Annotated in this window: 25 protein-coding genes; 7 read left to right on the forward strand and 18 right to left on the reverse strand. The window is 56.1% G+C overall.

Annotation, left to right across the window (positions count from 1 at the left end):
* Positions 1 to 2: 2 nt before the first annotated feature.
* The gene (locus G6L28_RS19040) at positions 3 to 779 is read right to left on the reverse strand and encodes an ABC transporter ATP-binding protein (protein WP_202033774.1); all 777 of its coding nucleotides are present in this window, start codon (positions 777 to 779) and stop codon (positions 3 to 5) included.
* 224 nt (positions 780 to 1,003) lie between these two features.
* On the opposite strand from G6L28_RS19040, the gene G6L28_RS19045 reads away from it, so the two are divergent.
* The gene (locus tag G6L28_RS19045) at positions 1,004 to 3,175 is read left to right on the forward strand and encodes a TonB-dependent siderophore receptor (protein ID WP_174065544.1); all 2,172 of its coding nucleotides are present in this window, start codon (positions 1,004 to 1,006) and stop codon (positions 3,173 to 3,175) included.
* Between the two features lie 51 nt (positions 3,176 to 3,226).
* Here the strand turns inward: G6L28_RS19045 and G6L28_RS19050 are convergent, their stop codons facing one another.
* The 10 genes from G6L28_RS19050 to G6L28_RS19095 form a co-directional block, all read right to left on the reverse strand.
* On the reverse strand, positions 3,227 to 4,579 hold the full coding sequence (locus G6L28_RS19050) for a PLP-dependent aminotransferase family protein (RefSeq protein ID WP_174065546.1): 1,353 nt from the start codon (positions 4,577 to 4,579) through the stop codon (positions 3,227 to 3,229).
* 153 nt (positions 4,580 to 4,732) lie between these two features.
* A complete protein-coding gene (locus G6L28_RS19055) occupies positions 4,733 to 6,028 on the reverse strand; it encodes an LLM class flavin-dependent oxidoreductase (protein ID WP_174065547.1) in 1,296 nt (431 codons plus the stop codon).
* Between the two features lie 14 nt (positions 6,029 to 6,042).
* Positions 6,043 to 7,383 (reverse strand): MmgE/PrpD family protein, encoded by a 1,341-nt coding sequence (locus G6L28_RS19060; RefSeq protein ID WP_174065834.1) that lies wholly within the window; start codon positions 7,381 to 7,383, stop codon positions 6,043 to 6,045.
* A gap of 1 nt (position 7,384) precedes the next feature.
* Positions 7,385 to 8,170: an amino acid ABC transporter ATP-binding protein gene (locus G6L28_RS19065; protein ID WP_174065549.1), complete on the reverse strand. Its 786-nt coding sequence runs from the start codon at positions 8,168 to 8,170 to the stop codon at positions 7,385 to 7,387.
* 11 nt (positions 8,171 to 8,181) lie between these two features.
* Positions 8,182 to 8,964, reverse strand: coding sequence for an amino acid ABC transporter permease (locus G6L28_RS19070; RefSeq protein WP_174065551.1), 783 nt, complete (start codon positions 8,962 to 8,964; stop codon positions 8,182 to 8,184).
* Positions 8,961 to 9,707 carry an amino acid ABC transporter permease gene (locus tag G6L28_RS19075; RefSeq protein ID WP_174065553.1) on the reverse strand — a complete coding sequence of 249 codons (747 nt, stop codon included), beginning with the start codon at positions 9,705 to 9,707 and terminating at the stop codon, positions 8,961 to 8,963. Before G6L28_RS19075 ends, G6L28_RS19070 begins: the two co-directional genes overlap by 4 nt.
* Before the next feature lie 23 nt (positions 9,708 to 9,730).
* Positions 9,731 to 10,567, reverse strand: a complete 837-nt coding sequence (locus G6L28_RS19080; RefSeq protein WP_174065555.1) for a transporter substrate-binding domain-containing protein — start codon at positions 10,565 to 10,567, stop codon at positions 9,731 to 9,733.
* A gap of 411 nt (positions 10,568 to 10,978) precedes the next feature.
* On the reverse strand, positions 10,979 to 12,184 hold the full coding sequence (pcaF, locus tag G6L28_RS19085) for a 3-oxoadipyl-CoA thiolase (RefSeq protein ID WP_174065557.1): 1,206 nt from the start codon (positions 12,182 to 12,184) through the stop codon (positions 10,979 to 10,981).
* An 11-nt stretch (positions 12,185 to 12,195) separates the two neighbouring features.
* Positions 12,196 to 12,885, reverse strand: coding sequence for a CoA transferase subunit B (locus tag G6L28_RS19090; RefSeq protein WP_174065558.1), 690 nt, complete (start codon positions 12,883 to 12,885; stop codon positions 12,196 to 12,198).
* Positions 12,882 to 13,589, reverse strand: coding sequence for a 3-oxoacid CoA-transferase subunit A (locus tag G6L28_RS19095; RefSeq protein WP_174065560.1), 708 nt, complete (start codon positions 13,587 to 13,589; stop codon positions 12,882 to 12,884). The genes G6L28_RS19090 and G6L28_RS19095 overlap by 4 nt, the downstream gene beginning before the upstream one ends.
* Positions 13,590 to 13,726: 137 nt before the next feature.
* Between G6L28_RS19095 and G6L28_RS19100 the strand changes: the two genes are divergently transcribed.
* On the forward strand, positions 13,727 to 14,488 hold the full coding sequence (locus G6L28_RS19100) for an IclR family transcriptional regulator domain-containing protein (protein WP_174065562.1): 762 nt from the start codon (positions 13,727 to 13,729) through the stop codon (positions 14,486 to 14,488).
* A gap of 22 nt (positions 14,489 to 14,510) precedes the next feature.
* Here the strand turns inward: G6L28_RS19100 and pcaQ are convergent, their stop codons facing one another.
* A complete protein-coding gene (gene pcaQ, locus G6L28_RS19105) occupies positions 14,511 to 15,434 on the reverse strand; it encodes a pca operon transcription factor PcaQ (protein ID WP_174065564.1) in 924 nt (307 codons plus the stop codon).
* A 93-nt stretch (positions 15,435 to 15,527) separates the two neighbouring features.
* On the opposite strand from pcaQ, the gene pcaD reads away from it, so the two are divergent.
* Genes pcaD through G6L28_RS19130 form a run of 5 tightly spaced genes read left to right on the forward strand, consistent with a single transcriptional unit; the run spans position 15,528 to position 19,207 of the window.
* On the forward strand, positions 15,528 to 16,337 hold the full coding sequence (gene pcaD / locus G6L28_RS19110) for a 3-oxoadipate enol-lactonase (protein WP_174065566.1): 810 nt from the start codon (positions 15,528 to 15,530) through the stop codon (positions 16,335 to 16,337).
* A complete protein-coding gene (gene pcaC / locus G6L28_RS19115; protein WP_174065568.1) occupies positions 16,334 to 16,744 on the forward strand; it encodes a 4-carboxymuconolactone decarboxylase in 411 nt (136 codons plus the stop codon). The genes pcaD and pcaC overlap by 4 nt, the downstream gene beginning before the upstream one ends.
* A 2-nt stretch (positions 16,745 to 16,746) precedes the next feature.
* Positions 16,747 to 17,496: a protocatechuate 3,4-dioxygenase subunit beta gene (gene pcaH, locus G6L28_RS19120; protein ID WP_174065570.1), complete on the forward strand. Its 750-nt coding sequence runs from the start codon at positions 16,747 to 16,749 to the stop codon at positions 17,494 to 17,496.
* Positions 17,496 to 18,110, forward strand: a complete 615-nt coding sequence (gene pcaG / locus G6L28_RS19125; RefSeq protein WP_174065572.1) for a protocatechuate 3,4-dioxygenase subunit alpha — start codon at positions 17,496 to 17,498, stop codon at positions 18,108 to 18,110. Before pcaH ends, pcaG begins: the two co-directional genes overlap by 1 nt.
* 38 nt (positions 18,111 to 18,148) lie before the next feature.
* Complete coding sequence (locus G6L28_RS19130; RefSeq protein WP_174065574.1) at positions 18,149 to 19,207, forward strand: 3-carboxy-cis,cis-muconate cycloisomerase; 1,059 nt, start codon at positions 18,149 to 18,151, stop codon at positions 19,205 to 19,207.
* 12 nt (positions 19,208 to 19,219) lie between these two features.
* Here G6L28_RS19130 and G6L28_RS19135 read toward each other — a convergent pair whose 3' ends face one another.
* From G6L28_RS19135 to G6L28_RS19160, 6 genes are all read right to left on the reverse strand, one after another.
* Positions 19,220 to 20,047 (reverse strand): shikimate dehydrogenase family protein, encoded by an 828-nt coding sequence (locus tag G6L28_RS19135; RefSeq protein ID WP_174065576.1) that lies wholly within the window; start codon positions 20,045 to 20,047, stop codon positions 19,220 to 19,222.
* Between the two features lie 34 nt (positions 20,048 to 20,081).
* The gene (locus tag G6L28_RS19140; protein ID WP_174065835.1) at positions 20,082 to 20,813 is read right to left on the reverse strand and encodes an amino acid ABC transporter ATP-binding protein; all 732 of its coding nucleotides are present in this window, start codon (positions 20,811 to 20,813) and stop codon (positions 20,082 to 20,084) included.
* A gap of 75 nt (positions 20,814 to 20,888) precedes the next feature.
* Positions 20,889 to 21,530, reverse strand: a complete 642-nt coding sequence (locus G6L28_RS19145; RefSeq protein WP_174065578.1) for an amino acid ABC transporter permease — start codon at positions 21,528 to 21,530, stop codon at positions 20,889 to 20,891.
* A gap of 12 nt (positions 21,531 to 21,542) precedes the next feature.
* Complete coding sequence (locus G6L28_RS19150) at positions 21,543 to 22,211, reverse strand: amino acid ABC transporter permease (protein WP_174065580.1); 669 nt, start codon at positions 22,209 to 22,211, stop codon at positions 21,543 to 21,545.
* Between the two features lie 21 nt (positions 22,212 to 22,232).
* Positions 22,233 to 22,676, reverse strand: coding sequence for a type II 3-dehydroquinate dehydratase (locus G6L28_RS19155; RefSeq protein ID WP_174065582.1), 444 nt, complete (start codon positions 22,674 to 22,676; stop codon positions 22,233 to 22,235).
* A 105-nt stretch (positions 22,677 to 22,781) separates the two neighbouring features.
* Positions 22,782 to 23,612 carry a transporter substrate-binding domain-containing protein gene (locus tag G6L28_RS19160; RefSeq protein WP_174065584.1) on the reverse strand — a complete coding sequence of 277 codons (831 nt, stop codon included), beginning with the start codon at positions 23,610 to 23,612 and terminating at the stop codon, positions 22,782 to 22,784.
* Positions 23,613 to 23,793 lie beyond the last annotated feature (181 nt).

Below are 23,793 nucleotides of genomic sequence, written 5' to 3' on the forward strand. Positions count from 1 at the left end.
CTCTACTCGCCAAGCGATGACGGGATGCAAAAAGCGTTGCCGGTCGCAGTGTCCGTCAGCATTCTGGAGCGGACACCAAACACGTCCTCGATGTTGTGGTCATTGAAAACAAGGTTCGTCTCACCGTGGGCAACGACCCGTCCGTCGCGCAACATCACCAGTTCGTCCGCATATCGCGCAGCCTGATTGAGATCGTGTAGAATGGCCACCACGGTCCTACCTGCTTCACGCAGAATGGAGAGAAGATCGAGCAGGCTCAACTGATTGGCGACGTCGAGATAGGTTGTCGGCTCGTCCAAGAGAATGACCGGCGCATCCTGCGCCAGTGTCATGGCGATCCAAGCGCGCTGTAACTGTCCTCCTGACAGGCTTGAAAGCGGGCGGTCGAGCAATGCCTCGACCCGGCACAGCGAAGCGGCGCGAGTGACGGCGTCCTCATCTTGCCGGGACCAACCGCCGAGCCAGTTGCGCCAGGGAAAGCGCCCCTGGGTCAGTAACTCGCGGACATTCAACCCCTCAGGCTGTTGCGTGTGTTGTGGAAGGAAGGACACCAAACGCGCAAAGTCCCGCCTTGAATAGGATGAGATGCTTCGTTGTCCCAGTGCGACGTCTCCGCTTCTGGCGCGAACTGTCCCCGCTATCGTGCCAAGAAGTGTGGACTTGCCGGAACCGTTGGGGCCGATCAAGGCGGTGAACCGACGTTCCGCAATCTGCAGGTCTATTCCACGCAGGACATGCACGTTGCCGTGATACACATGTAAATCGCTTATCGAGAACATCTAGGTTTAATCCGCTCGCCGGTGAACATCGACGGAAACATGGAGCTCTATTGGGTAGGCGACCTGTAACACCGGACCATGAACCTCACGCAACGCTAAAAGTGTAACGAGACACTTTAGCGTTTTTCCAGAAGTGCATCACGTGTTAGTGACGCCCATCTTTGTTGACCGGCACTGTCATGTTTATGCAGTCAGGTCAAGTATCATGTCGGGGTCGGGGTCCAATGCGTAAACGTTTCAAAGTCGCCAACAGAGGTTTGTTTTGCTCTTCAGCAGCGCTCAGCGTTGCTGCTTTCGCTTTGACGGGTGCATTTGGACATGATGTTTTCGCTCAGGAAAGTGGCGGGGCTACCCTTCTGGAGACCATCGTCGTCAAAGGAGCGCGCGCTTCGACCGCTCCCATCGAAGGTTATGTAGCAAGCACAAGCAGCAGCGGCACGAAGACTGACACACCCATCCTGCAGACCCCTCAGTCGCTTTCCGTTGTCTCCGCGACCGAAATCAAGGATCGCGATGCCCGGACGCTGGCGGAGGTGCTTTCCTACACTCCAAGCTTTACCGCCCAACCACGAAACTTCTCACGCGTCGCGGACCGGTTTCGGATCAGAGGTTTCGATGTAGAGCCCGGAACTGGAGGCCTGCTGCGTGACGGAATGCGTCTTCAGAATAATTCCTACGACGGCACGCAGGAACCGTTCGGTCTTGAGCGGGTCGACGTTGTGCGAGGAGCGTCTTCGGTTCTTTACGGCCAGCTTTCCCCTGGTGGTTTCATCAATGGCGTCAGCAAGCGCCCGACTGATGAACCGCTTCGAGAAGTCGGTATCGAGGGTGGACTTCATAAGCGCAAACAGTTCACGGCCGATGTCAGTGATGCGATAACCGAAACTTTGTCTTACCGTTTGACGATGATGGGACGAGATAGCGACACGAATGTCGATTACATCAACGACAATCGTTTTTATATAGCGCCCGCGCTGGCGTGGAATCCAGACGATGATACATCACTAAACGTCCTCGGCTTCTATCAGCACAGCAGCACACGTTTTCCCGCTCCGCTACCTTACCAGCTCACCGAAGGGATCGGAAACGGGCCATTTTTCGTTGGAAGGGATACATTCATCGGCGAGCCGAATTACGACCGTATGGCGAGCGACATGAGTGCAATTGGCTACGAATTCACCCACCGGTTCGATAACGATCTGCGTTTTTCGTCGAAATCACGTTACTACGAATCGGATCTGGATTGGCGCTATCTTATGGCGCAGACCACGCCGGCTGCTATCAACAACGCAGCGACGACCGGCATTCTTGCCCGCCAACATAGCGACCGGCATGACCGCGCAAAGGGCTTTACACATGATATGAATGTGGAGTTCGACATTGAGACTGGTCCTCTAAACCACTCCTTCGTCGCCGGTTACGATTATTACGACACCACGTATGATTCAGATAATTTCCGTGCCGCCGTCACATCGATCGATCTGAATAATCCAGTTTACGGGACAGGCGTTGTCGTCAACCGAAGCTTAAATCGAGGTGGCAAGACATCGACGATTCAGCACGGCATCTACCTTCAGGACAAGATCAACTTCCAGGAACATTGGAACGTGCTTCTTGGATTGCGGCATGACTGGGCGGATCAGGAATTCACAGCGCACAGAACCGGACAGACTGTGGCTCGTGACAACCAGAAAACGACATGGCGTGCGGGTCTGGTCTACGAGGCAGACAATGGTCTGGCTCCTTACATCAGCTATGCCCAATCCTTCTTTCCGGTGTCCATTGCAGACTACACCAACGCAATAAATTTCGATCCCACGACCGGCGAGCAGATCGAAGCAGGTATCCGCTACCAGCCTGTCGGCACAGACATGCTTTTCAGTGCAGCGATATATCAGTTGACGCAGGATAATGTGGTGTCCGCCAATCTTCTTGGCGAACTGACCCAGATCGGTCAGCAGCGCTCTCGCGGATTAGAATTGGAAGCAAAGGCGGACCTTACCGCCTATCTGACCATGGTCGCGTCCTACGCCTATACGGATGCCAGAATCACCAGGAGCGAAGTTGCGACCGAAATCGGTCGGCGTAGCGAGAACACACCTTATCATCAGGCCGCTCTGTGGATGACCTATGATCTTGCTCAAGTCGGCATCGAAGGCTTGAGTGTAGGCGGCGGCGTTCGCTACAACGGAACGACCCGCGCCTCCGGTATCGACCGCTCGATCCCAGGCTATACTCTGGTGGATGCGCTGGTCCGTTACGATGTGAACGAGAACGTTTCGGTGTCGGTCAATGCGACCAACTTGTTCGGCAAGGATTATGCTAACTGTGAATTTGCGATCTGCCGTTACGGTGATGGTCGCGAAGTCATGGCTTCTCTCCGCGTCAAGTGGTAATTGACCACAGCGGAAAGTCTGGCGTATCGGCTTATCCTAAGCTTTCGAAGGCTAAGCCAAGCTGTTCTGGAACTTCGCGAGGATCGACAGTCCTCGTGAAAGTTCTTCGAAGGAAGGGCCTCCCAGGCATAAGCGTATTCCGCTGTTGCCGTCCTCCCTGTTTGCTCGCACTGCATCGGGCGGAGTTACGTGTATGCCCATCATTTCAGCTGAAGAAGCAAAAGCTTCTGCTTCCAAATGCGGCATGGGTAACCAAGCATGAAAAGCTGACGGATCGGTGAGGATATCTCTTCCAGCCATAAGTGACGAAACAAGCTCAACCCTGCGGCTTGCCTCGGCCCTCAACGACACGCGCGTCGCCTCAACGATTCCGCTCGTAAACCACTCTTCCAGCAAGGCATAATCTACAGGCGAGGCAGCCAGCGGGAGGATTTGTAACGCCACCTCAGCCACACTTGTCCACTTTGAAGGAAGAACCAGCACACCGAGCCTTAGACCTGGGGTCATGGTTTTAGACAGACTCGTGACATGGAAAACGTGATCCGGAGCCAACGCGACAAGAGGCGGACGTTCAGGAGCGGCACCGAGCGTATAAACACCGTCTTCAACGATGGGGACATCGCGCTTACGGCATATCTCGACGATCTCGCGTCTGCGCGTAATGCTCATCGAAACAGTTGTGGGGTTGTGGAGAGTGGGAGTGACATAGACCAGTCGTCGACGCCCACTATTGCTTTCCCTGTCCAAAATGCGTGCAAGATCCTCGGGGATCATCCCCTCCGAGTCCATGTCCACGCCTTCGACCGGATGTCCTCTGTAACGCGCAAGAGCAATTGCACCCGAGTAACTCAGTCGCTCCGTTACGATGAGACCTTTTCCGCCGCACAAGGTGTCGAAAGCCAACCATAACGCCTGCTGTCCACTGCCAGCGAGAATGATCCGGCTCGGATCGGCGACAATACCAAGAGTTTCCAGCCACCGTCCGAGGATTCGGCGGTGTGCATCATGCCCGGCAAGAGGTGGTCGCAGGTGAACATGTTGCGCATCTATCTTGTTCGCTATGGTCGATAGACTTCTGGCCAGGAGCCTATCACTCAGCATCGGCGGTATGGCATTGACAGACAAGTCGATAATTCGCCGGTTCTCCGACTGCAATACCGCGACGAAGGTGCCTCTACCCTTTACGCTTCGCGCAAGCCCGCGACGTTCCAGCATTGCGTAAGCCTTGGTAACAGTCCCGACCCCCAGACCTAACTCCCACGCCAATTCTCTATGGGGAGGGAGCCTGTCGCCACCCGTCAAAAGCCCTGAAAGAATATCTTCTGACAGTGCTTCCAGCAGCCGGGTGGACGGAGTGACATTTCCGTCAGCGAGACGCGCCTTCCATGGAGACTTTAGACGCATCAATCTTTCCTGTTAGCGGCGACCATCGAATTGCATGTTCACCTGTATAAATATCCTGTATTTCTACGGCGGAAATGCCGAGCAACGCCAGCAGTAGATCATCGCTGGGAGCTGTCATTCTTTCGAGAAGCCGGCCTTTTCAAAGCCGGGAGATTACAGCGATGGCCTGGCGAGCCCCAGATGGTCTCGCAGCGTCGAGCCGCTATATTCAGTGCGGAACAGTCCACGTTCCTGCAGGATTGGCACGACCATTTTAGTGAAGTCCTCGAGACCGTCCGGGAAAAATGGCGGCATGACGTTGAAGCCATCGGCAGCGCGTGTTTCGAACCATTCCTGTATGCGGTCGGCAACCTCGACCGGAGTTCCAAGCACGATGTGATGTCCACGTCCCGCAGCGACACGCAGTGCCAATTGCCGGATCGTCAGATTTTCCCGGCGGGCGAGGGCGGTCAACAATTCGGCTCTGCTGCGTAGTTGGTCGGAAATCGGAAGATCGGGCAGAGGGCCGTCCGGATCGTAATCCGAAAGCGTATGACCGATGCGTTCTTCGAGAAGAGGCATAGCGCTTTTCAGATCCGTCCATTGGTCAAGCTCAGCCAGCTTTTCTGCTGCTTCTTTGGACGTTCTGCCTATAACCGGGAGAAATCCGGGCATGACGGCAACATCATCCGGTTGCCGACCAAATTTCTCGACGCGTGCCTTGAGGCTCTTGTAAAAGGCCTGGGCTTCCGCAAGACTTTGTTGAGCGGTAAATACAACGTCGGCTGTGCGGGCGGCAAGATCTTGTCCTGGACCGGACGACCCAGCCTGGATCAGGATTGGATGCCCCTGTGGCGAGCGAGGGATGTTGAGAGGACCCTTGACCGAGTAATACTTACCCTTGTGGTCAAGAACATGAACCTTGCCTGGGTCGGCATAGATCCCGTTTTCCTTATCCTTGATGAAGGCATCGTCATCCCAGCTATCCCACAGCCCGCGGACGACATCGACAAACTCTTCAGCAACAGCATAACGTTCGTCGTGTTCGGGATGGGACTTGGCAAAATTATTGGCAGTGCGTGCATAGGAGGTCGTAACGATGTTCCAGGCGGCGCGTCCGTGGCTGAGGTGGTCTATCGATGAAAAGGCCCGTGCCGTGTGATAGGGCTCGCCATAGGTGGTGGATGCGGTGGCCGCCAGGCCGATTTTATCGGTGACGAGCGCCAGCGCGGAAAGCAGTGTCAGGGGCTCGAAACGGGCAATGGTAGACGGGTGCGCATCGACCCCGCTTGTCAGACCATCGGCCAGAAAAACCATGTCGAACTTAGCCTGCTCCGCCAGTTGCGAAACCCGGCGAAGCAGGTCGAAATTTTCGCTGCCTGCCTCTGCATTTGGATGTCGCCAGCCCGACACGTGATGACCGGCACCCTGAAGGAACAGACCGAGGTGAATTTGTCGCTTGGCACTCATGGCGAAGTCTTTCGTCAAACGGAGTTCTGATTGAGCAGCGATAGGAGGCGTGCAAGATCTGCCTCGTTCGTCATGCTGCGGACGAGATCTGGAACATCTTCAAATGCCGGGTTTCCGGCCGTTGCGCCTTGGAATTTTGGGGTAGGATCTGAAACGCCGGGCAGTCCATCGAAACGCCTCGTGATTTTTGTCCCGTCTTTAAGCGCCACATCGAGAACGACAAATCGGGTCTTTGGGTCGTTCGACATTCGTGGCGCCGTTTCATCGTGATGGCGTGTGGCAAGTGCCGCGAGTTTCATGATGCGGTCTTCCACCGGCCTTTCATCGAAGTGATCGAGCCTCACAGCCCCATCCATCAAAGCAGCAGCAAAGACATATTCAGGACTGAATCGGGCTTCGATCCCATTGGTCGGCTTCGTCACCACCAAAGCTGCATCCGCACCGGGTGGGTAGGTGAAGGTTATCGCCTCGACCTGATCCGCGTCCAAGCCTTCACGATTGAGTTCTATCCCCAGAGACGCGACCGGGTGGCTTGCCGTGCAGCAGGGATAAGCTTTCAGTGTAAGTCCGGGTGATACGATCTGCCAGGGCGCGCCCCAGTTCTTGACCGCCAGATCTGGCTTTCCGACGTCAAAAGCGAAGGCGGAATGGAAGCCGACAGGATTATCCAGAAAGTCGGGCGCACCGCTAAATCCTGCCATGGCCAATCTTGCGGCAAGCAGACCGGAACGTGCCGCCATTCCGGCGTGATACGGTTTTGCGTCGAAGCCAAACTGTAGCCGCAGGCCCGCAGCCTGAGTCGCTCCCAAGCCGAGTGCGATTTTTGTATGGGCGACGGACGCACCCGTCAGGTGGCAGATTGCAGCGGCAACCCCAATCGGGCCGAGCGTTGCCGTGGCATGAAAACCATTTTCGTAGTGTCGCGATCCGAGCGACAGCCCCACGCGAGCCATAGCCTCAACCCCGACGGCATAAGATGCGACGAAATCTTCCGCGCGCACCTCTTGTTCGGCGGCAAATGCGAGCAAAGCCGGGATAATAACGGTCGTGGGATGACCCCGCACACTTGAATGGACATCGTCATAGTCCAGCACATGACCCGCATATCCGTTAATGACCGATGCCGTTAGAGGATCGGTCTTCCGTTCCTGACCGATGACAATGGCATGACCCGGCAGATTTCCACCTAGTGCCTCCGCTAGAATGGCAATCGTGCGGTCTTTGGCCCCTGCAATCGCACAGGCTAGAAAATCGATGATCGCTGTGCGTGCAGCCTCCATTGCTGGAGCATCACCACGTGGGTCGGATGTTACGACCGCATTGGCAAGGGCGGTGGTGAGGGGAGCATAGGTCATGTCAGATGCCTTCGCCGTCTCGTACTGCACGTCCGCCTGAAAGACCTCCCACAAACTGCCGAATGCGCGGATTTTCGGAAGCATGAAAAATCTGCTGTGGTGAACCATGATCCACGATTCGACCGTTCTCGGTGAAGACGACCGTATCACTGATCTCTTCGGCAAAACGCATTTCGTGTGTGACGAGAATGCTTGTCATGCCATCGCGGATCAGATCGCGGATGACCCACAGGACTTCGCCCACCGTCTCAGGATCGAGCGCCGATGTCACCTCATCGAACAGTACGAGTTCCGGTTTCATGGCAAGGGCGCGGGCAATCGCGACACGCTGCTGCTGGCCGCCCGACAGTTGTCCCGGATAGGCTTCGGCCTTTTCCGAAAGCCGTACTTTTTCCAGCAGCTCGCGTGCGAGCTTGACGGTCGCGGAGCGGTCCCCACCCAAAATGCGTGTCGGTGCCAACACGATATTGTCGAGCACGGTCAGATGCGGAAAGAGATTATATTGCTGAAAAACAATGCCGACGCGCTTGCGCAGATTGATCCGCTCGCTCTCCTTCGTCAACTGATCCACCCGCGTACCATCCACGGTGATCCTGCCTTTCTGAGGCGTGACCAATGCGTTGATACAGCGCAGAAGCGTCGACTTGCCCGAGCCAGACGGGCCGATAATCGAAACGGCGTCGCCCTTGTTCACGGTGAGATCAATGCCTTTGAGAACATCTGTCTGCCCGAAGGACAGATGGACGTCTTCCAACTTCACGATCGCCGTATTTGCGGATGTGTTCATAACAATGTCCTTCAGCCTGCGTTAAAACGCTGCTCGAGGCGGCGGGTGAGGCGGGCAATCGGGTAGCAGAGAGTAAAAAAGGCAGCCATGACCACTACGTAAGCAATGACCGTGAAGTCAAGGCGGCGCACGGCGGTGCTGGCGTCAGTCGCCGCGTGCATCAGTTCGTGCACACCCACAAGGGACGCGAGCGAAGTGCCCATTGCGATGGAAGAGGCAACATTCATCCACGGCGGTAGTGAGCGGCGTATGCATTGCGGCAGGATAACGAAGCGCAGCGCCTGCAAACGAGAAAAGCCAAGCCCCTTCGTTGCCTCCCACTGGGTCGTCGGAATGGAAAGCACCGCCCCACGCGTGATCTCGGCGATATAGGCGCTTGCGAGGATGGCCAGACCGATAACCGCCTTGATCCAGTCGGGGAAGGGGAGGTAATTCCCAAAGGCTACGATCTCGAACGGGAAGATGTAGGTCGTCGCAAAGATCAGGACGAGCGCTGGGGCGTTGCGGAACACCTGCACGTAAATTCCCGCTGGCCAGCGAACGAACCAATAGGGCGCCAACTGCATAAGGCCGATCATAATCCCGGCCGTCGTTCCAAGGCTGACAGCGCAGATCGTGATGAGAACGTTCATTGAGAAGCCGGAAGCGAGATAGGGGATCCAATCCACCAGCTCTTTCCCGAGCGTCAGATCCGCCAGCGACCAGACGACGACGAGGAGAGGCATTGCAATGTAGCCGAGGTATCGTAGCACGGGGCCGGTTGGCTTTGCGTTAGGATTGCTTGTCGTACTCATAGGCCATATCCCGGAACTGCCAGCTTCCGCTCCACCCACACCCCGATACGAGCAAGGACGAAATTGATAAGGCTGAAGAAAGCGAGGAGCACGATCATGAGTTCGACCACGTTGTCGCGCTGCGTCCAGACCATGATGGAGGCGTAAGTAATTTCACTCACCGCAATCGCGTTGCCGACGGTCGTTGATTTGACGAGGCTGATCAGGCCGTTGACGATCGCCGGGAGGGATGAGCGAAGGGCCAGCGGAACCTGAACGTAGCGGAGAATTTCAAATTGGCTGAAACCCATACCCCGGGCCGCTTCAACCATCGAGGCCGGAACGGCTTCGATGCCGCCACGGATTGCTTCTGCGTGCAGAGCCGCCACATGAAGACCAACCACTGCCACGACCCAGAAAAAAGGTGAGAGAGGGTTGTTCTGCGCTCCTCCAACCAAATTGGAAACGACGGTGTTCAGAACAAGAAAACTGAACATTAGTTGCACGAGCGTCGGCGTGTTGCGCGTCAGTTCTACAAATGCGCGTACCGGCAGAGACAGCCAAAGCCTGCCTGATGTCAGGCAGGCAGCGAAAATCAGGCCGAAAACGAGACTGACTGGAACGGTGATGGCAACGAGATAAAGCGTTGTCAGAAAACCATCACGCCAGATCTGCGCTTCATAGCCTGTTAGAAGAAATTCGTAATTAAGGCCCAGCCTGCTCGTCAAATCGACAAACAGGCCGGTCACATTCAAGTCCTGCATGACATGCTACCGCTACTTTCCGCTTATTGGGCAGAGGAAAGCTTTTTCTTCTCTTCCTCGAGATAGGTGGTGTTCAGCAGACGGTTTGCCTTTGCCATCTCAAGCATTTTGCCCGAGGCGTGAAGCTTCTTGACGACATTATCCAACGCGGACTGGGTATCGCTTTCGCCCTTGCGCAGCCAAATCACGGAGTCAGAAGGGATAAGTTCGGTCGGGAACGGAATTGCGTAATCTTTCCACTCGTCGGCACGGTCCACCAGCAACAAACCGACCGTCGCCCCGACGTGAACGGCTGCAACGCAGTTTCCGCCCTGAAGCGCCAGAAGCGATTCTGGCTGGCTCGGCAGGCCCTTGACGATAGCGCCGTACTCCTCAGCAAGCGGCTGAGCGTAATTCGAGCCTTGCGATATGCAGACTGGCTTGCCCTTGAGATCGGCCCAGTCTTTCAAGCCGCTGTCTTTACGAACAACGGCAGCGCCCCCGGCACGATCATAGGGTGTCGGCACGTAATCAAGTATTTTCGCGCGCTCTTCGGTGTATTGCATATTTGCGATCAGGATATCGACCTTACCCTGCTGCAGGAATTGTACCCGGTTTGGCGGTGTCACCGTCACGGTTTCCAGTTCTACGCCGAGGTCAGCGGCGAGCGCTTTCGCAAGATCGACGTTATAGCCTTTTTGCTCCTGCGATTTAGGATCGATGAAGCCGAATGGAGCACCCGACAGGATAACGCCGACGGTGAGTTTTCCTCGTCCCTTGATGCGATCCAGCGTAGCGTCTGCCGATGCTTGAGTTGCGGCAAGAGTAGCTAGCGACAGGGAAAGGGCGAAGACGGTCTTGGTGAAGGCTTTGACAAACATCGATGACTCCTAATTTGCCGCAACATATTTGAACCCTGTAGTGCCCACGAGGAAATTTGTTCTTTGTTTATGGGCGGGCGCAGAAAAACCGTCTCGCAGGATCGCTATTATATGTCATTTTCGTTCAATAGATCACGGGAGTACCGGTTACAAGTCGTATGCCATGAGTACGTCCGAGAGCAAGGATAAATCGCAGGCTTTTATAGGCCTTGCTAAGGGGCAGCAGATTCCATTCTTCCTGACATTTTTATGCGGCTCAAGGAGTTGAGGGCCGCCGTCAGTTGACCTTCGAAAAAGGCATGATGAGCGGCTGTGCCAGTGTCATTGGGTTGCCCCGCGGCACGAGAAGAATGTTCCTACCAGCGTCTCAGTTTCGAAGTGTTCTGGACGCTGGCATTTTTGATATCACAATCAAACGCGTTCAAGTGCAACGGCGATACCCTGTCCGACGCCGATGCACATTGTGGCCAATGCGTAAGAGCCATTGGTCGTTGCGAGTTCCAGCGCCGCTGTCCCCGCTAGTCTGGCTCCCGACATGCCCAGGGGGTGCCCCAGTGCGATGGCACCGCCGTTTGGATTTACTCGAGGATCGTCATCAGCAATGCCAAGGGCACGCAGCGTTGCCAGTGACTGAGATGCAAATGCTTCGTTGAGTTCGATGACGTCAAACTGGTTCTGCGTCAGGCTGAGCCTTTCCATCAGTTTTCTCGAGGCCGATACCGGGCCGATGCCCATGATGCGGGGCGGTACACCCGCTGCCGCTCCCGCCATCACCCGGGCAATCGGTGTCAGTCCATATTTCCGGGCCCCGGCTTCCGATGCCAGGATCAAAGCCGCTGCCCCATCATTGACGCCAGACGCATTTCCGGCCGTCACCGTCCCACCGTCTTTCCTGAATGGTGTCGCAAGCTTTGCAAGTGCCTCCATCGTGGTTGCGCGGGGGTGTTCATCCTTCGAAACAGAGATCGGATCGCTCTTGCGCTGTGGAATGGTGACGGGAGTAATCTCTCTGGCCAGTCGACCATTTTCCTGGGCGGCGGCGGCCTTGCTCTGGCTCGCCACTGCAAAGGCATCCTGATCCTCGCGAGAGATCGTGTAATCCGCAGCCACGTTTTCGCCGGTCTCCGGCATGGAATCCACGCCGTACTGCTTTTTCATCAGCGGGTTGACGAAGCGCCAGCCGATTGTCGTGTCATAGATTTCGGCGTTTCGGGAAAAGGCGCTGTCCGCCTTGGGGATGACAAACGGCGCGCGGCTCATGCTTTCCACGCCACCGGCGATGACGATGTCCGCCTCACCTGATTTGATGGCGCGGGATGCGGTGATAACGGCGTCCATACCCGAACCGCAGAGGCGATTCATGGTGGTGCCTGACACAGACACCGGCAACCCCGCCAGAAGCAGAGACATGCGCGCAACGTTGCGGTTGTCCTCACCGGCTTGATTGGCGCACCCGTAAATCACATCGCCAAGCGCCTCCCAATCGACGTCAGCATTTCTCTCGATCAGCGCTTTCAAGGGTACTGCGCCCAGATCGTCAGCTCTTACGGAAGACAGGGAGCCGCCGAAACGGCCAATCGGAGTGCGGATGTAATCGCAGATAAAGGCTTCAGCCACGTTGTTTCTCCTCAGCAATCTGGAACGACAAGGGCCGCAACCGCACCCTCGATATGAAGCTGGGCACCCGTTATGGATTGCAGTTCTTCGATGCTGATTGCGGAAAGTTTCTCACGCAGCACGAACCGTCCCTTGACGACATCGATGACTGCATGGCTGGTGTAAATTCTTGTCACACAGGCGACCCCCGTTAGCGGAAACGTGCATGTCTCCACCAGCTTCGGCTCACCGTTTTTTGTGGCATGTTCTGTGATGACGAAGACCTGCTTTGCCCCGTGGACCAAATCCATCGCGCCACCGACTGCGGGCACGCCCTTCGAGCCGACCCGCCAGTTGGCAAGATCGCCATTTTGCGCCACCTGCAAGGCACCAAGGATTGCGATATCGAGATGGCCACCGCGCACCATCGCGAAGCTGTCGGCATGGTGGAAGAATGCAGCGCCAGGCTTCAATGTCACCGCTTTCTTGCCCGCATTGATCAGATCCCAGTCCTCTTCACCTGCCGCCGGAGCATTGCCGAAATCGAGTATGCCGTTTTCGGTATGAAAGATCGCTTCGCGCCCGGGCGGCTGGTAGCGCGCGACCATTTCGGGAAAGCCGATGCCGAGGTTGACATAGGCTCCGTCCGCGATGTCCTGAGCAGCGCGCCAGGCAATCTGGGCGTTGGTAAGTTTGATGGTGTCAAAGGTCTGGTCTGTCATGCGTAGGTCACTCCGGCGCGAATGAGTTCCTCTTCCTGCTGGGGCTGCGAAACCTCAACGATACGATTGACGAATATTCCCGGCGTGATGACGTGCTCTGGATCGATCTCGCCTGCGTCCACGATCTTTGACACCTGCACGATTGTCTGCGTGGCCGCCATGCACATCAACGGATTGAAGTTGCGCGCCGCCTTGTTGTAGGTCAGGTTGCCGTGGCGATCTCCGATATGCGCCTTGATGATAGCGAAATCCGCTTTCAGCCAACGCTCCTGAACATAGTGCCTGCCATCGAACTCCGCGGTTGGTTTGCCCTCTGCAAGTTCGGTGCCGTAGGCAGTCGGGGTATAAAAGGCCGGAATTCCTGCGCCGCCGGCACGAATGCGCTCTGCCAGCGTCCCTTGAGGGACGAGTTCAAGTTCGATTTCACCAGCGAGATATCGATCCGTAAATGCACGCGGATCCGATGATTTGGGAAATGAGCAGATCATTTTCCGAACCATGCCTGCATCGATCATCGCGGCAATTCCGATCCGGCCATTGCCTGCGTTGTTGTTGATGACCGTCAGATTTTTCGGCCCACTGTCAATCAGCGCGTGGATGAGCTCGATTGGAGCACCTGACCCGCCAAAGCCGCCGATCATCACTGTCGCGCCGTCTTTGATCTCCGAGACAGCGTTTTCAAGGCTCGAATTCGTTTTATCCATCCACGACCTCCCAGGGATGAGGGTATTCCGACTTCCTGCTGAAGCCGCTTCACTAAGTAATCCCGCAGCCTCTGGACCTCAATCATTTTGTGCGATATGCGTATTTTGTTACCATATCGCACAAAATGGAGTGAGGTTTGTCCGGAAAACAAGCAGACCTGATGAGTGGACTGGCGAAGGGGTTGCGGGTGATTGAGGCTTTTACGGCAGAGACGCCGCGCCTGAGCATCTCGCAGGCTGCCGAACTCGCAGGTCTGGATCGGGCAACGACGCGCCGGTGCCTGCTGACGCTGGCAGAGCACGGGTACTGCGCCTATGACGGCAAATTTTTTACAGTCACACCGCGGGTCCTGCGCCTAGGTACAGGCTGTCTTGCATCCATGCCACTGCCGCGGATCGTCCAGCCATGGCTTGACAGGCTGTCCGAAGAGATCGGCCAAAGCACCTCGGTAGCGATCCTGGACGATGCGGACATTGTCTACGTAGCGCGGGCCGCGCAACGCAAGGTGATGTCGATTGCACTGATGCCGGGTTCGCGTCTCCCCGCATTCTGCACCTCGCTGGGACGCATCATGCTGGCTTCATTGCGTGAACAAGAGGCTCGTGATCTCTTGGATGCACATCCGCCGCAGGCCAGAACTGCGCATACCCTTGTGGATACCAATGGTCTGGTGGCTGAACTGCAGCGGGTGCGAAACCAGGGATACGCCGCAGTCGATCAGGAGGTCGAAGAAGGCTTGCGTTCGATTGCGGTGCCACTGAAAAACGCGCGTGGGGTTGTCGTGGCGTCTCTCAACACTGGGCTTGCCGTCTCTGCGGAACCGATGGACGACCTTGTCAGGAAATATCTTCCGTCGCTTCAAAAGGTCAGCCGGGAGCTTCAGGGCGTTCTGGCGTGAGGCTCAAATGATATGACGCCGCTCACAGGAGGCTCCTTGACGCAGCCGCCTCGCGGATTGTTTGCAACAGAAGAGACATTGCCACTGAGGGAACGGCGTCCGTGCGCGTCGTGAGACCCACCGGCCCGCGGGTGTCGCTCGTGTCTATCGGCAGCGTAGAAAGCCACCCCGCCTCGACGTCGCGGGCGACAACGCCGGCGGAGATGATCCAGACCGCATCGCTTGTCGAGACAAAAGCACGGCCAAACGAATCCGACACGGTCTCGATCTGGTTCGGCAGGCTGGAAATGCCGTTTGTGATGAGAAACTGGTCCACGAATGGCCTGATGATCGACGATGTGGTGGGCATGAGTACCGTGTACTCGCCTAAATCCGCGAATGCAGAACGAGTTGAGGTCAGCAACGGATGTCCTGCGCGCACGGCGAACACGACCTGCTCGGAATAGAGATGTTCGAAAAGGAACCCTGCCATCTTGTCTGCGCCCGCGAGACGACCGACAACGAGATCAAGTTCACCAAATCGCAGTTGCTCCAGAAGGACCGAATTCTCGCCGGTGACGATCCTGATGCGGCTCCATGTTTTTTCTTTAAGGAAGAGATCCATAGCATAGGGCATGATGTGACTGGACACTGTTGGCAGTGTGCCGACGCGCAAAAGGGGCGCGTCTCCAGCCCGGGCCTGCGACACGGAGTCTACACCTTGCCGGAGTGCGGCAATCGCTGCACCCGCATGTTTGAGAAAAACTTCACCATACCGGGTGATCCGGATTCCGCGACCGTCACGCTCCACGATGGCGATGCCGAGCGCATCCTCCAACTCTCGGAGGGTTTTCGTGACCGCTGGCTGGCTGACATTGAGAAAGCCTGCCGCCTTGACCACGCTTCTGTGACGCGCGACTTCGATGAAGGTTTGCAGATGGCGAAACTTGACGCGATGCTCGTTCATTGAATTGATAACCATTTGGGTATGGATAGCGCCGAAAAAGTCATTTTACCTAACTGCTTCAATATACCAAGATACCGCCGGGAGAGATTTTCAATGCAATTCGCACGTATCAACGACATCGCTATCCATTATCAGGTCATTGGCGGGCCTGCCGACAAACCGGTGATCGTCTTCGCCAATTCGCTCGGCACCGATTTTCGTATCTGGCGGGATGTGGTTGTGCGCCTTGCGGGCGATTTTCCCATCGTGCTTTACGACAAGCGGGGCCATGGCCTTTCGGACATCGGCGCGACGCCTTATTCCATCGCTGATCATGCGTCGGACCTTGCAGGCCTGCTGGATCATCTTAACGTCAGGAATGCCATCATCTGCGGCTTGTCGGTCGGAGGGCTGATTGCGCAGGCACTCTATCAGACGCGCGCCGATCTCGTTCAGGCGCTGATCCTGTGCAGCACGGCAAGCAAGATCGGCACGGAAGAGACCTGGAACAGCCGCATTGCAGCAGTCGAAGAGGATGGGATCGAAAGCATTCTGGATACGGTTATGGAGCGTTGGTTCACGCCAGTTTTCCGTCGTCCGGATAACGTCGCCTTTACGGGATATCGAAACATGCTGGCGCGTCAGCCGCGCGAGGGTTACGCGGCGACCTGTGCAGCGATACGCGACGCCGATTACACCGAGGCTGCAAGGCGGATTGACGTTCCCACGCTTTGCATTGTCGGCGATCAGGACGGTGCGACGCCACCCGATCTCGTTCAATCAACAGCACGGATAATTCCCGGCGCTCGTTTCGAGGTCATCAAGGATGCGGGGCATATTCCATGCGTTGAACAACCCGAAGTCCTGACTGAACTCGTCAAGGCTTTCATAGGCAGTATCAATACCGGAGGAAAACCTGCATGACCGAGGTTGAAACAGATCGCCACCGGCAAGGCATGGCAACCAGACGCGCAGTGCTTGGAAACGCTCATGTCGACCGGGCCGAAGCCAATTCAACTGAATTCGATCAGCCTTTTCAGTCTTTGATCACGGAAGCTGCTTGGGGTCACGTCTGGTCGCGCCCCAATTTTACAAAACGCGAGCGCTCGATCGTCACCATCGCTTTGCTCGCAGCACTTGGTCAGGATGACGAGGTTGCGATGCATGTTCGGGCAACCGCCAATACCGGCGCATCGCGTGACGATGTTCGCGAAGCCCTGTTGCATGTCGCCATTTATGCGGGCGTACCGGCAGCTAATCATGCGATCAAGATTGCCAAGCGGACCTATGAACAGATGGATGCCGAAGTCGCAGCGCAGGGAGGAATGTGAGGATGTCCACCAACTCAAACAGGAAGCCCGAAACAGGTGCATTTTTTGCCCGTGACATGAACTGGCACGCCCCGGCATTGACCCCGGGCTACAAGACCTCGGTGCTTCGGTCCCCGCAGCGTGCGTTGTTATCGCTGGATGGAACGATTTCGGAAACGACCGGCCCGGTGTTCGGGCATTCGATGATCGGCGAACTGGATAATGACCTGATCTTCAACTATGCCAGCCCCGGTGAAAGCGCCATCGGTGAGCGTATCATCGTTCATGGAAGGGTACTGGACGAGAGAGGACGGCCGGTGCCAGGCGCTCTGCTGGAGTTTTGGCAGGCAAACGCGGGCGGGCGATATCGGCATAAAAAGGAAACCTATCTCGCGGCCATCGACCCGAATTTCGGTGGTTGTGGACGCGCGATCACGGACGATGACGGGCACTACGCATTCCGCACGGTAAAACCCGGCGCATATCCTTGGCCGAACGGCGTAAACGACTGGCGGCCTGCCCATATCCATTTTTCGGTCTTCGGCTCCGGCTTCTCCCAGCGTCTGATCACCCAGATGTATTTTGAGGGAGACCCGATGATCTGGAAATGTCCGATCGTGAATACGATACCTGACAAGGCCGCTATCGAACAGCTGATCGCTCCGCTCGATTGGGGCGCTACCATCCCGATGGACTCACGCGCTTTCAAATTCGACATCGTGCTTCGGGGGCGCCGCTCGACGCTTTTCGAAAACCGGATGGAGGGCAACTGATGGTACAGAAACTTCATACCCTGAAAGAGACGCCATCACAAACGGCTGGCCCTTATGTCCATATCGGGCTGACGCCGAATTTCTGTGACATTCGTGGCGTCTACGACAACGATCTCGGGACGGTAATGGTCAACGACCAGACCGTGGGCGAACGCATCGCCATCCGCGGGCGTATCTTCGACGGAGCCGACATGCTTGTGCGCGATGCGATTGCAGAAATCTGGCAGGCCGACAGCGCTGGCCTTTACAACAGCCCTTCGGAAATGCGTGGTAGTGCCGATCCCAATTTCACCGGTTGGGGGCGCTGTCCCACCAATGGAGATGACGGGTTTTTCCATTTCGAAACCATCAAGCCGGGCAAGGTTCCATTTAAAGACGGACGCTGGATGGCACCGCATATCACGCTTTGGATTGTAGCGCGCGGCATCAATATGGGCCTGCACACACGTATCTATTTCCCCGAGGAAACCGACGCCAACGCGGTCGATCCATTGTTGCTGCGCATAGAACATCGCAGTCGCGTCGAGACGATGATCGCGCAAAAGGAAGGTAACAGCTATACGATCGATATCCATCTTCAGGGACCTAAGGAAACGGTCTTCCTCGATATCTAATCGTCTCGATCTTTTGGCCCATTCAATCCGGATTTCTCATGCCTCTGTCCCCCTTCGATCATCCTTTTCTGTCAGGCATTTTCGGGGATGATGAAATCGCGTCCCGGCTTTCGGCGGACGCCGATCTGAATGGAATCCTTGCCTTCGAAGGCGCTTTGGCTCGCGCTCAAGCAGGCCTTGGCATCATCCCTTCGCAGGCCGCTGACAGAATCTCGACTGTATGCGACAGTTTCGTTCCGGATATGCCCAAGCTGAAAGCCGCAGTCGCATCAGACGCCGTCGTTGTGCCCGAACTGGTCAGGCAGTTACGTGATGCGCTCGGCGGCGATGCTGCCAGTCATATCCACTTCGGCGCCACCAGTCAGGATGCCATCGACACCAGTCTGATGCTCCGGCTCAAGGCCATCGTGCCTGTCTTCGAAGAGCGTCTGTCGAGGATCATAGCGCTGCTTGAAGGTCTGGATAAGCGCTTCGGCGCAGTTCCTTTGATGGGCTATACCCGCATGCAGGCCGCCATCCCGATTCGTGTTTCAGATCGTTTGAAAAGCTGGAGGGCTCCGCTGGAGCGGTGTGTCGCATCGTTTTCCAGTTTCGAATTTCCGGTTCAATTGGGTGGGGCCGCCGGTACGCTCGATAAATTGGGACAAAATGGCCCTGCCGTTCGAGCAGCACTAGCAAGAGAACTCGACCTTGTAGACGTTGAGCAGTGGCACAGCCAGAGAGACCCTATTGTGGCCATCGGACAGCAGTTGTCCTTGGTGACCGGCGCGGTCGGCAAGATGGGGCAGGATATTGCGCTTATGGCTCAGGATGGGCGTGAAATTACCATGGTGGGTGGCGGTAAGTCGTCCGCCATGGCGCATAAGCAAAATCCGGTTGCCGCAGAAACACTGGTCGCGCTTGCGCGGTACAACGCCATGCAGGTCTCTGGATTGCATCATTCGCTAGTGCATGAACAGGAGCGCTCCGGTGCAGCCTGGACACTGGAGTGGATGATCTTGCCGCAAATCGTGCTCGCAGCCGGTGCCTCACTGCGTCTGGGCGAAGAGGTGCTGAAAATGGTGAGAAGGATCGGTGCGGCTGATAGCGTCGGCTAAGTCACCATGCCTTCATAATTTGGCGATCTCACGAAGGTTCTCCGCCGTCGTTGTCGGCAGGCCAAAGAACTCCAGATAAGCCGGGATTTGTTCGAAAAGCATGTCCGTGCCGACCTGATAGTCGCAGCCTTGCGACCGCGCAGCAGCCAGAAACGGGGTGATCTCCTTGCTCAAGACGACCTCACCTGCGAAAGCGCTGGGAGATATGCGCGTGACATCGAATGGAAGAGGATCGCCTTCGTTCATCCCAAGCGGCGTCGCATTGATAACGATGTCGTATCCTGCCGGATCGGAATGGCCAGTCAGCACTTTCATATCCGGGCAGTAACGACGCAATCTGCTAGCAAGCCCCTCCATCATGGGGATCGATGCGTCTGATAAAGCCAGTTCCGCAAGGCCAGCCTTTGCCAGCGACGCGGCGATTGCCGAGCCGACACCGCCGGCTCCCGCCATGATTGCTCGACGTCCCTTTATCTCCCTGCCGCGGCGCAGGGCTCCACGCACGAAACCTTCGCCGTCAAACATATCGCCAACGAGCCCGCCATCATCACGAAGCCTGACGGCATTGCACGCACCCGCGACCTGCGCGTTGACGGAAATCTCGTCCAGCAATTCCATCGTGGTGATTTTGTGCGGCATGGTGATCAGCGCACCATGGATATTGGACAGACGAAAAACCAGTTTCAGGAAGGTGCGGTAGTCTTCCGGCTTGCATCCCATCGGGACAACGACCGCATCGATCCCGTTCTTTTCGAAATAGGGATTATAGATCAACGGTGCCTTGAAAGAGTGTGTCGGGTACCCGAGATGTGCAATGAGTTTCGTGTTGCCGCTGATCATCGGCCTGACCTCCCGGCTGCAAATTCAAACCGCATCAATGCCGCCCAAGAATTTCACCCAGGAACTTCCGGGTACGTTCATGTTTGGGATTAGAGAAAAATTCGGCGGGAGGCGCCTCCTCGATGATTGCGCCGCTTGCCATGAAGATCACGCGATCAGCAACCTGACGCGCGAAGCCCATTTCGTGAGTCACGCAGATCATCGTCATACCCTCATCGGCCAATGCGATCATCGTGTCGAGAACTTCCTTGACCATTTCGGGGTCTAGCGCTGACGTCGGCTCATCGAACAGCATCGCCTTCGGCCGCATGCAAAGCGCGCGGGCAATGGCGACGCGCTGTTGCTGCCCACCCGAAAGCTGTGCTGGATATTTGTCGGCCTGTTCGGAAATCTTGACTCTTTCCAGCAGTTGGCGCGCGCGCTCCTCGGCCTGCGATTTATCGAGACCGAGCGACTTCACGGGGGCCAGCATGCAGTTCTGCAAAACCGTCAGGTGAGGGAACAGATTGAACTGCTGAAAAACCATCCCGACCTCGCGGCGCACCGCATCGATCGATTTCGAACCGTGTCCAAGGGGTATTCCACCCACATGGATGTCACCTTTCTGATAGTCTTCAAGATGATTGATGCAGCGGATGAGGGTGGATTTACCACTGCCGGAAGGGCCGCAGAGGACGATCTTCTCGCCCTTGGAAACCGATATATTGATATTGTCCAGTGCCTGAAAAGCACCGTACCACTTGCTCACGCCAGACAGGCTGATCATCGGTTCGGCGAGATTTTCTCTCGCTACGGTCTGGTTCATCGGTGAAACTCCGGTATTGATGGGATCGCGCCACATCTATCGATTGGCAGCTACAAATTTGCGCTCGAGACGCGCGCCGTAGATGGTGAGCGGGCAGCACATGAGGAAGTAGAGAATTCCCACCACGCCGAAGACTGTCAGCGGCTGGAAGATCTGATTGGATATGATGTTTCCTGCACGGGTAAGCTCGGTAAAACCAACGATCGAAGCAAGCGAGGTTCCCTTGATCAGTTGCACGAGGAAGCCGATCGTTGCCGGAAGCGAAATCCGTATTGCCTGCGGCAAAACAACATCTTTCATGCGCGATATATAACCGAGGCTCAAAGCTTTTGCCGCCTCAGTCTGGCCGCGCGGAACCGCTTCAATCGAGCCGCGCCAGATCTCGCCTAGAAAGGCGCTGGCGTGCAGTGTTAGCCCCACCGAAACCGCTGCCCAGGCATCCATCTGGATGCCGATCAGTGCAAGACCATAATAGACGACGAACAGCTGCATCAGAAGCGGCGTTCCCTGAAAGACGGCAATGTAACCGGCTGTCACGCGTTCTAAAACGGCGATGCCGGAAGTGCGCGCCAATGCCACCAGAAGTCCGGCGATGCACCCGCATACGAACGCCACAACGGACAGGGCTACCGTCCACTTCAGCCCAATGAGAAGGAATAGAAACTCATCTTGTCCCATGTGATTTCCTCCTCACTTGACCGGATAGCTGAAGTAGCGGGCAGAGAAGATGGCAAAGATGCGCATCATCACCCAGGAAATGACGAGATAGAGCGCCGTCACCGTGAAATAGACCTCGAAGCTGCGGAAGCTGTCGGATTCGATGCGTTGCGAAACCGAGGTCAGCTCATAGGCGGAGATTGCCGATGCGATGCTGGTCGTGAGCGTCAGCAGAATGAACTGGCTTGTTAGTGACGGATAGATTGCTCTCAAGGCAGGCTTGAGGACGATAAGCCTGAAGACCTGAGCTTTATGCAGGCCGAGTGCAAGTCCAGCTTCGATCTGTCCCTTCGAGATCGACTGCACGCCGCCTCGAATGATTTCTATGGCGTAGGCACCGCCATTGATGCCGAGTGCGATAATCGCGGTCGGTGTGGGATCAAGACGAATACCGGCCAAGGGCAGCGCAAAATAAATGAAGAATATCTGCACCAGAAAAGGCGTGTTGCGGATGATTTCCACGAAGCCGATAATCAGCCAACGCAGCGCCTTGACCGGCGACTGACGCAGGACAACTCCGCCGATGCCGATTATGATTGCTAGAAACATGCCGCAAAAGGCGAGCGTCAGGGTTCCGAGGCAGGCCCACAGAAGATTAGGCAGCCCTTCGATAACCGGTGTAAAATCAAGAGTGTAATTCATTGCCTCTCCTGCTTCCCGTCTTCAGCGCGGTGCAACCATTCCGGCCATAGCCTCGATTGCGAGTTCATAGCCGCGCGCGCCAAATCCAATCATGATCCCGGTCGCTGTGCGGGAAATAAGGGAATTATGGTAGATGCTTTCGCGTGCGTGCACATTCGAGATATGCAGCTCGATTTTGGGCCCTTCGAACGTCTTCAGGGCATCTAAAAGCGCGATAGACGTGAATGTATACGCCGCTGGATTGATGATGATGCCGCAGGCAAGCTTGCGTGCCTGGTGAACGGATTCGACCAGTTCGCCTTCGAAGTTTGTCTGGCGAAAGTCGACTGCAAATCCGAGGGAAGCTGCCTTTGCCTCACATGCTCCCTTAATATCGGCAAGGGTCGCGGTGCCATAGATGGAAGGTTCACGCTCACCCAGAAGATTGAGGTTGGGACCGTTCAGCACAAAAATAGTCTGGCTCATCGCAAATGGCTCCGGCCGCACCGGCGCGCCGGCATAACGGGGCACCGATGCTGGCGCCCGCAGTTCGGGCGCCGTCTCGTGTTTTAGAATGGGACGGAATACGGCTTAATTCGCTGTGAACGAAATGCCTTCCAGGCTCTTCGGGAACTCTGGAACGGGAACCTTCATCCACTTGTCGTAGATTTTCTGAAGTTCGCCATTTGCCTTGATCTTGTCGATGAAGGCATTCACCGCAACGTTGATTTCCTTTTCCCCTAGACGCGTGCAGGCACCGTTGTAGAGTTTCTGGAATTCAAGTTTGTTTTCGTACTTTCCAGGTACGGCCTTCTCAACCCTATCCAGGTAGAAGATGTTGCCACCGAGAGCGTCGACCTGACCGGATGCGAGCGCCTGTACACTGGCTGCGTCGCCATCATATCGGCGGATCGTTGCGGTTGGGGGTGCATTCTTGGTGACCTGCGTATCCTGCGCTGCGCCCTTGGCAACGCTGATCGTAAGACCAGCCATATCTTCGTTCGTCTTGATGGATTTGTCCTTGGGGCCGATAAGGACGATGGCATTGGCGTTATAGGGCTGGCTGAACTGAACGGCCTTCGCGCGGTCCGGCAACATTGCCATCGTCGCGAACAGGATATCGACACGACCGGATGTCAATGCGGGAATTCTGTTGTTGACCTCAAGTGGAACGAATTCGACCTCGACGCCAAGTTCCTTGGCGAACAGGGTGCCCATTTCGGCATCGAAGCCGTCCTGCTTTCCGGCGCTGGTCACAAAGCCCCAAGGTGGGTTGTCGCCCTGAATGCCCACGACGAGCTTGCCCTTGGCCTTGATTTCTTCCGGTGTGATGGCCGCTGCCGGCTGTGATAGCGATGCCGCCGTCATAAGCGCTGCTGCCCCCAGAAGCGCATTGCGGCGGCTAATTTTCAATCCGAACATATCATTTCCTCCTGTGATAGCTCTTTGCCAGCCACGTGTCCTCCAGCTGGTATCAACCAGAAGCTCGCATAAGGCCTTCATCAAATCAACCGAGTTTTTTAAAAATCTATGATAAAAATTGCTTAAGCGTTGATAGTCTGCTTTATACTATGGGTCTAGCGCCTGAGTTTGTTGTTTGGAG

The organism is Agrobacterium larrymoorei, assembly GCF_013322225.1.
Taxonomy (GTDB): Bacteria; Pseudomonadota; Alphaproteobacteria; order Rhizobiales; family Rhizobiaceae; genus Agrobacterium; species Agrobacterium larrymoorei_A.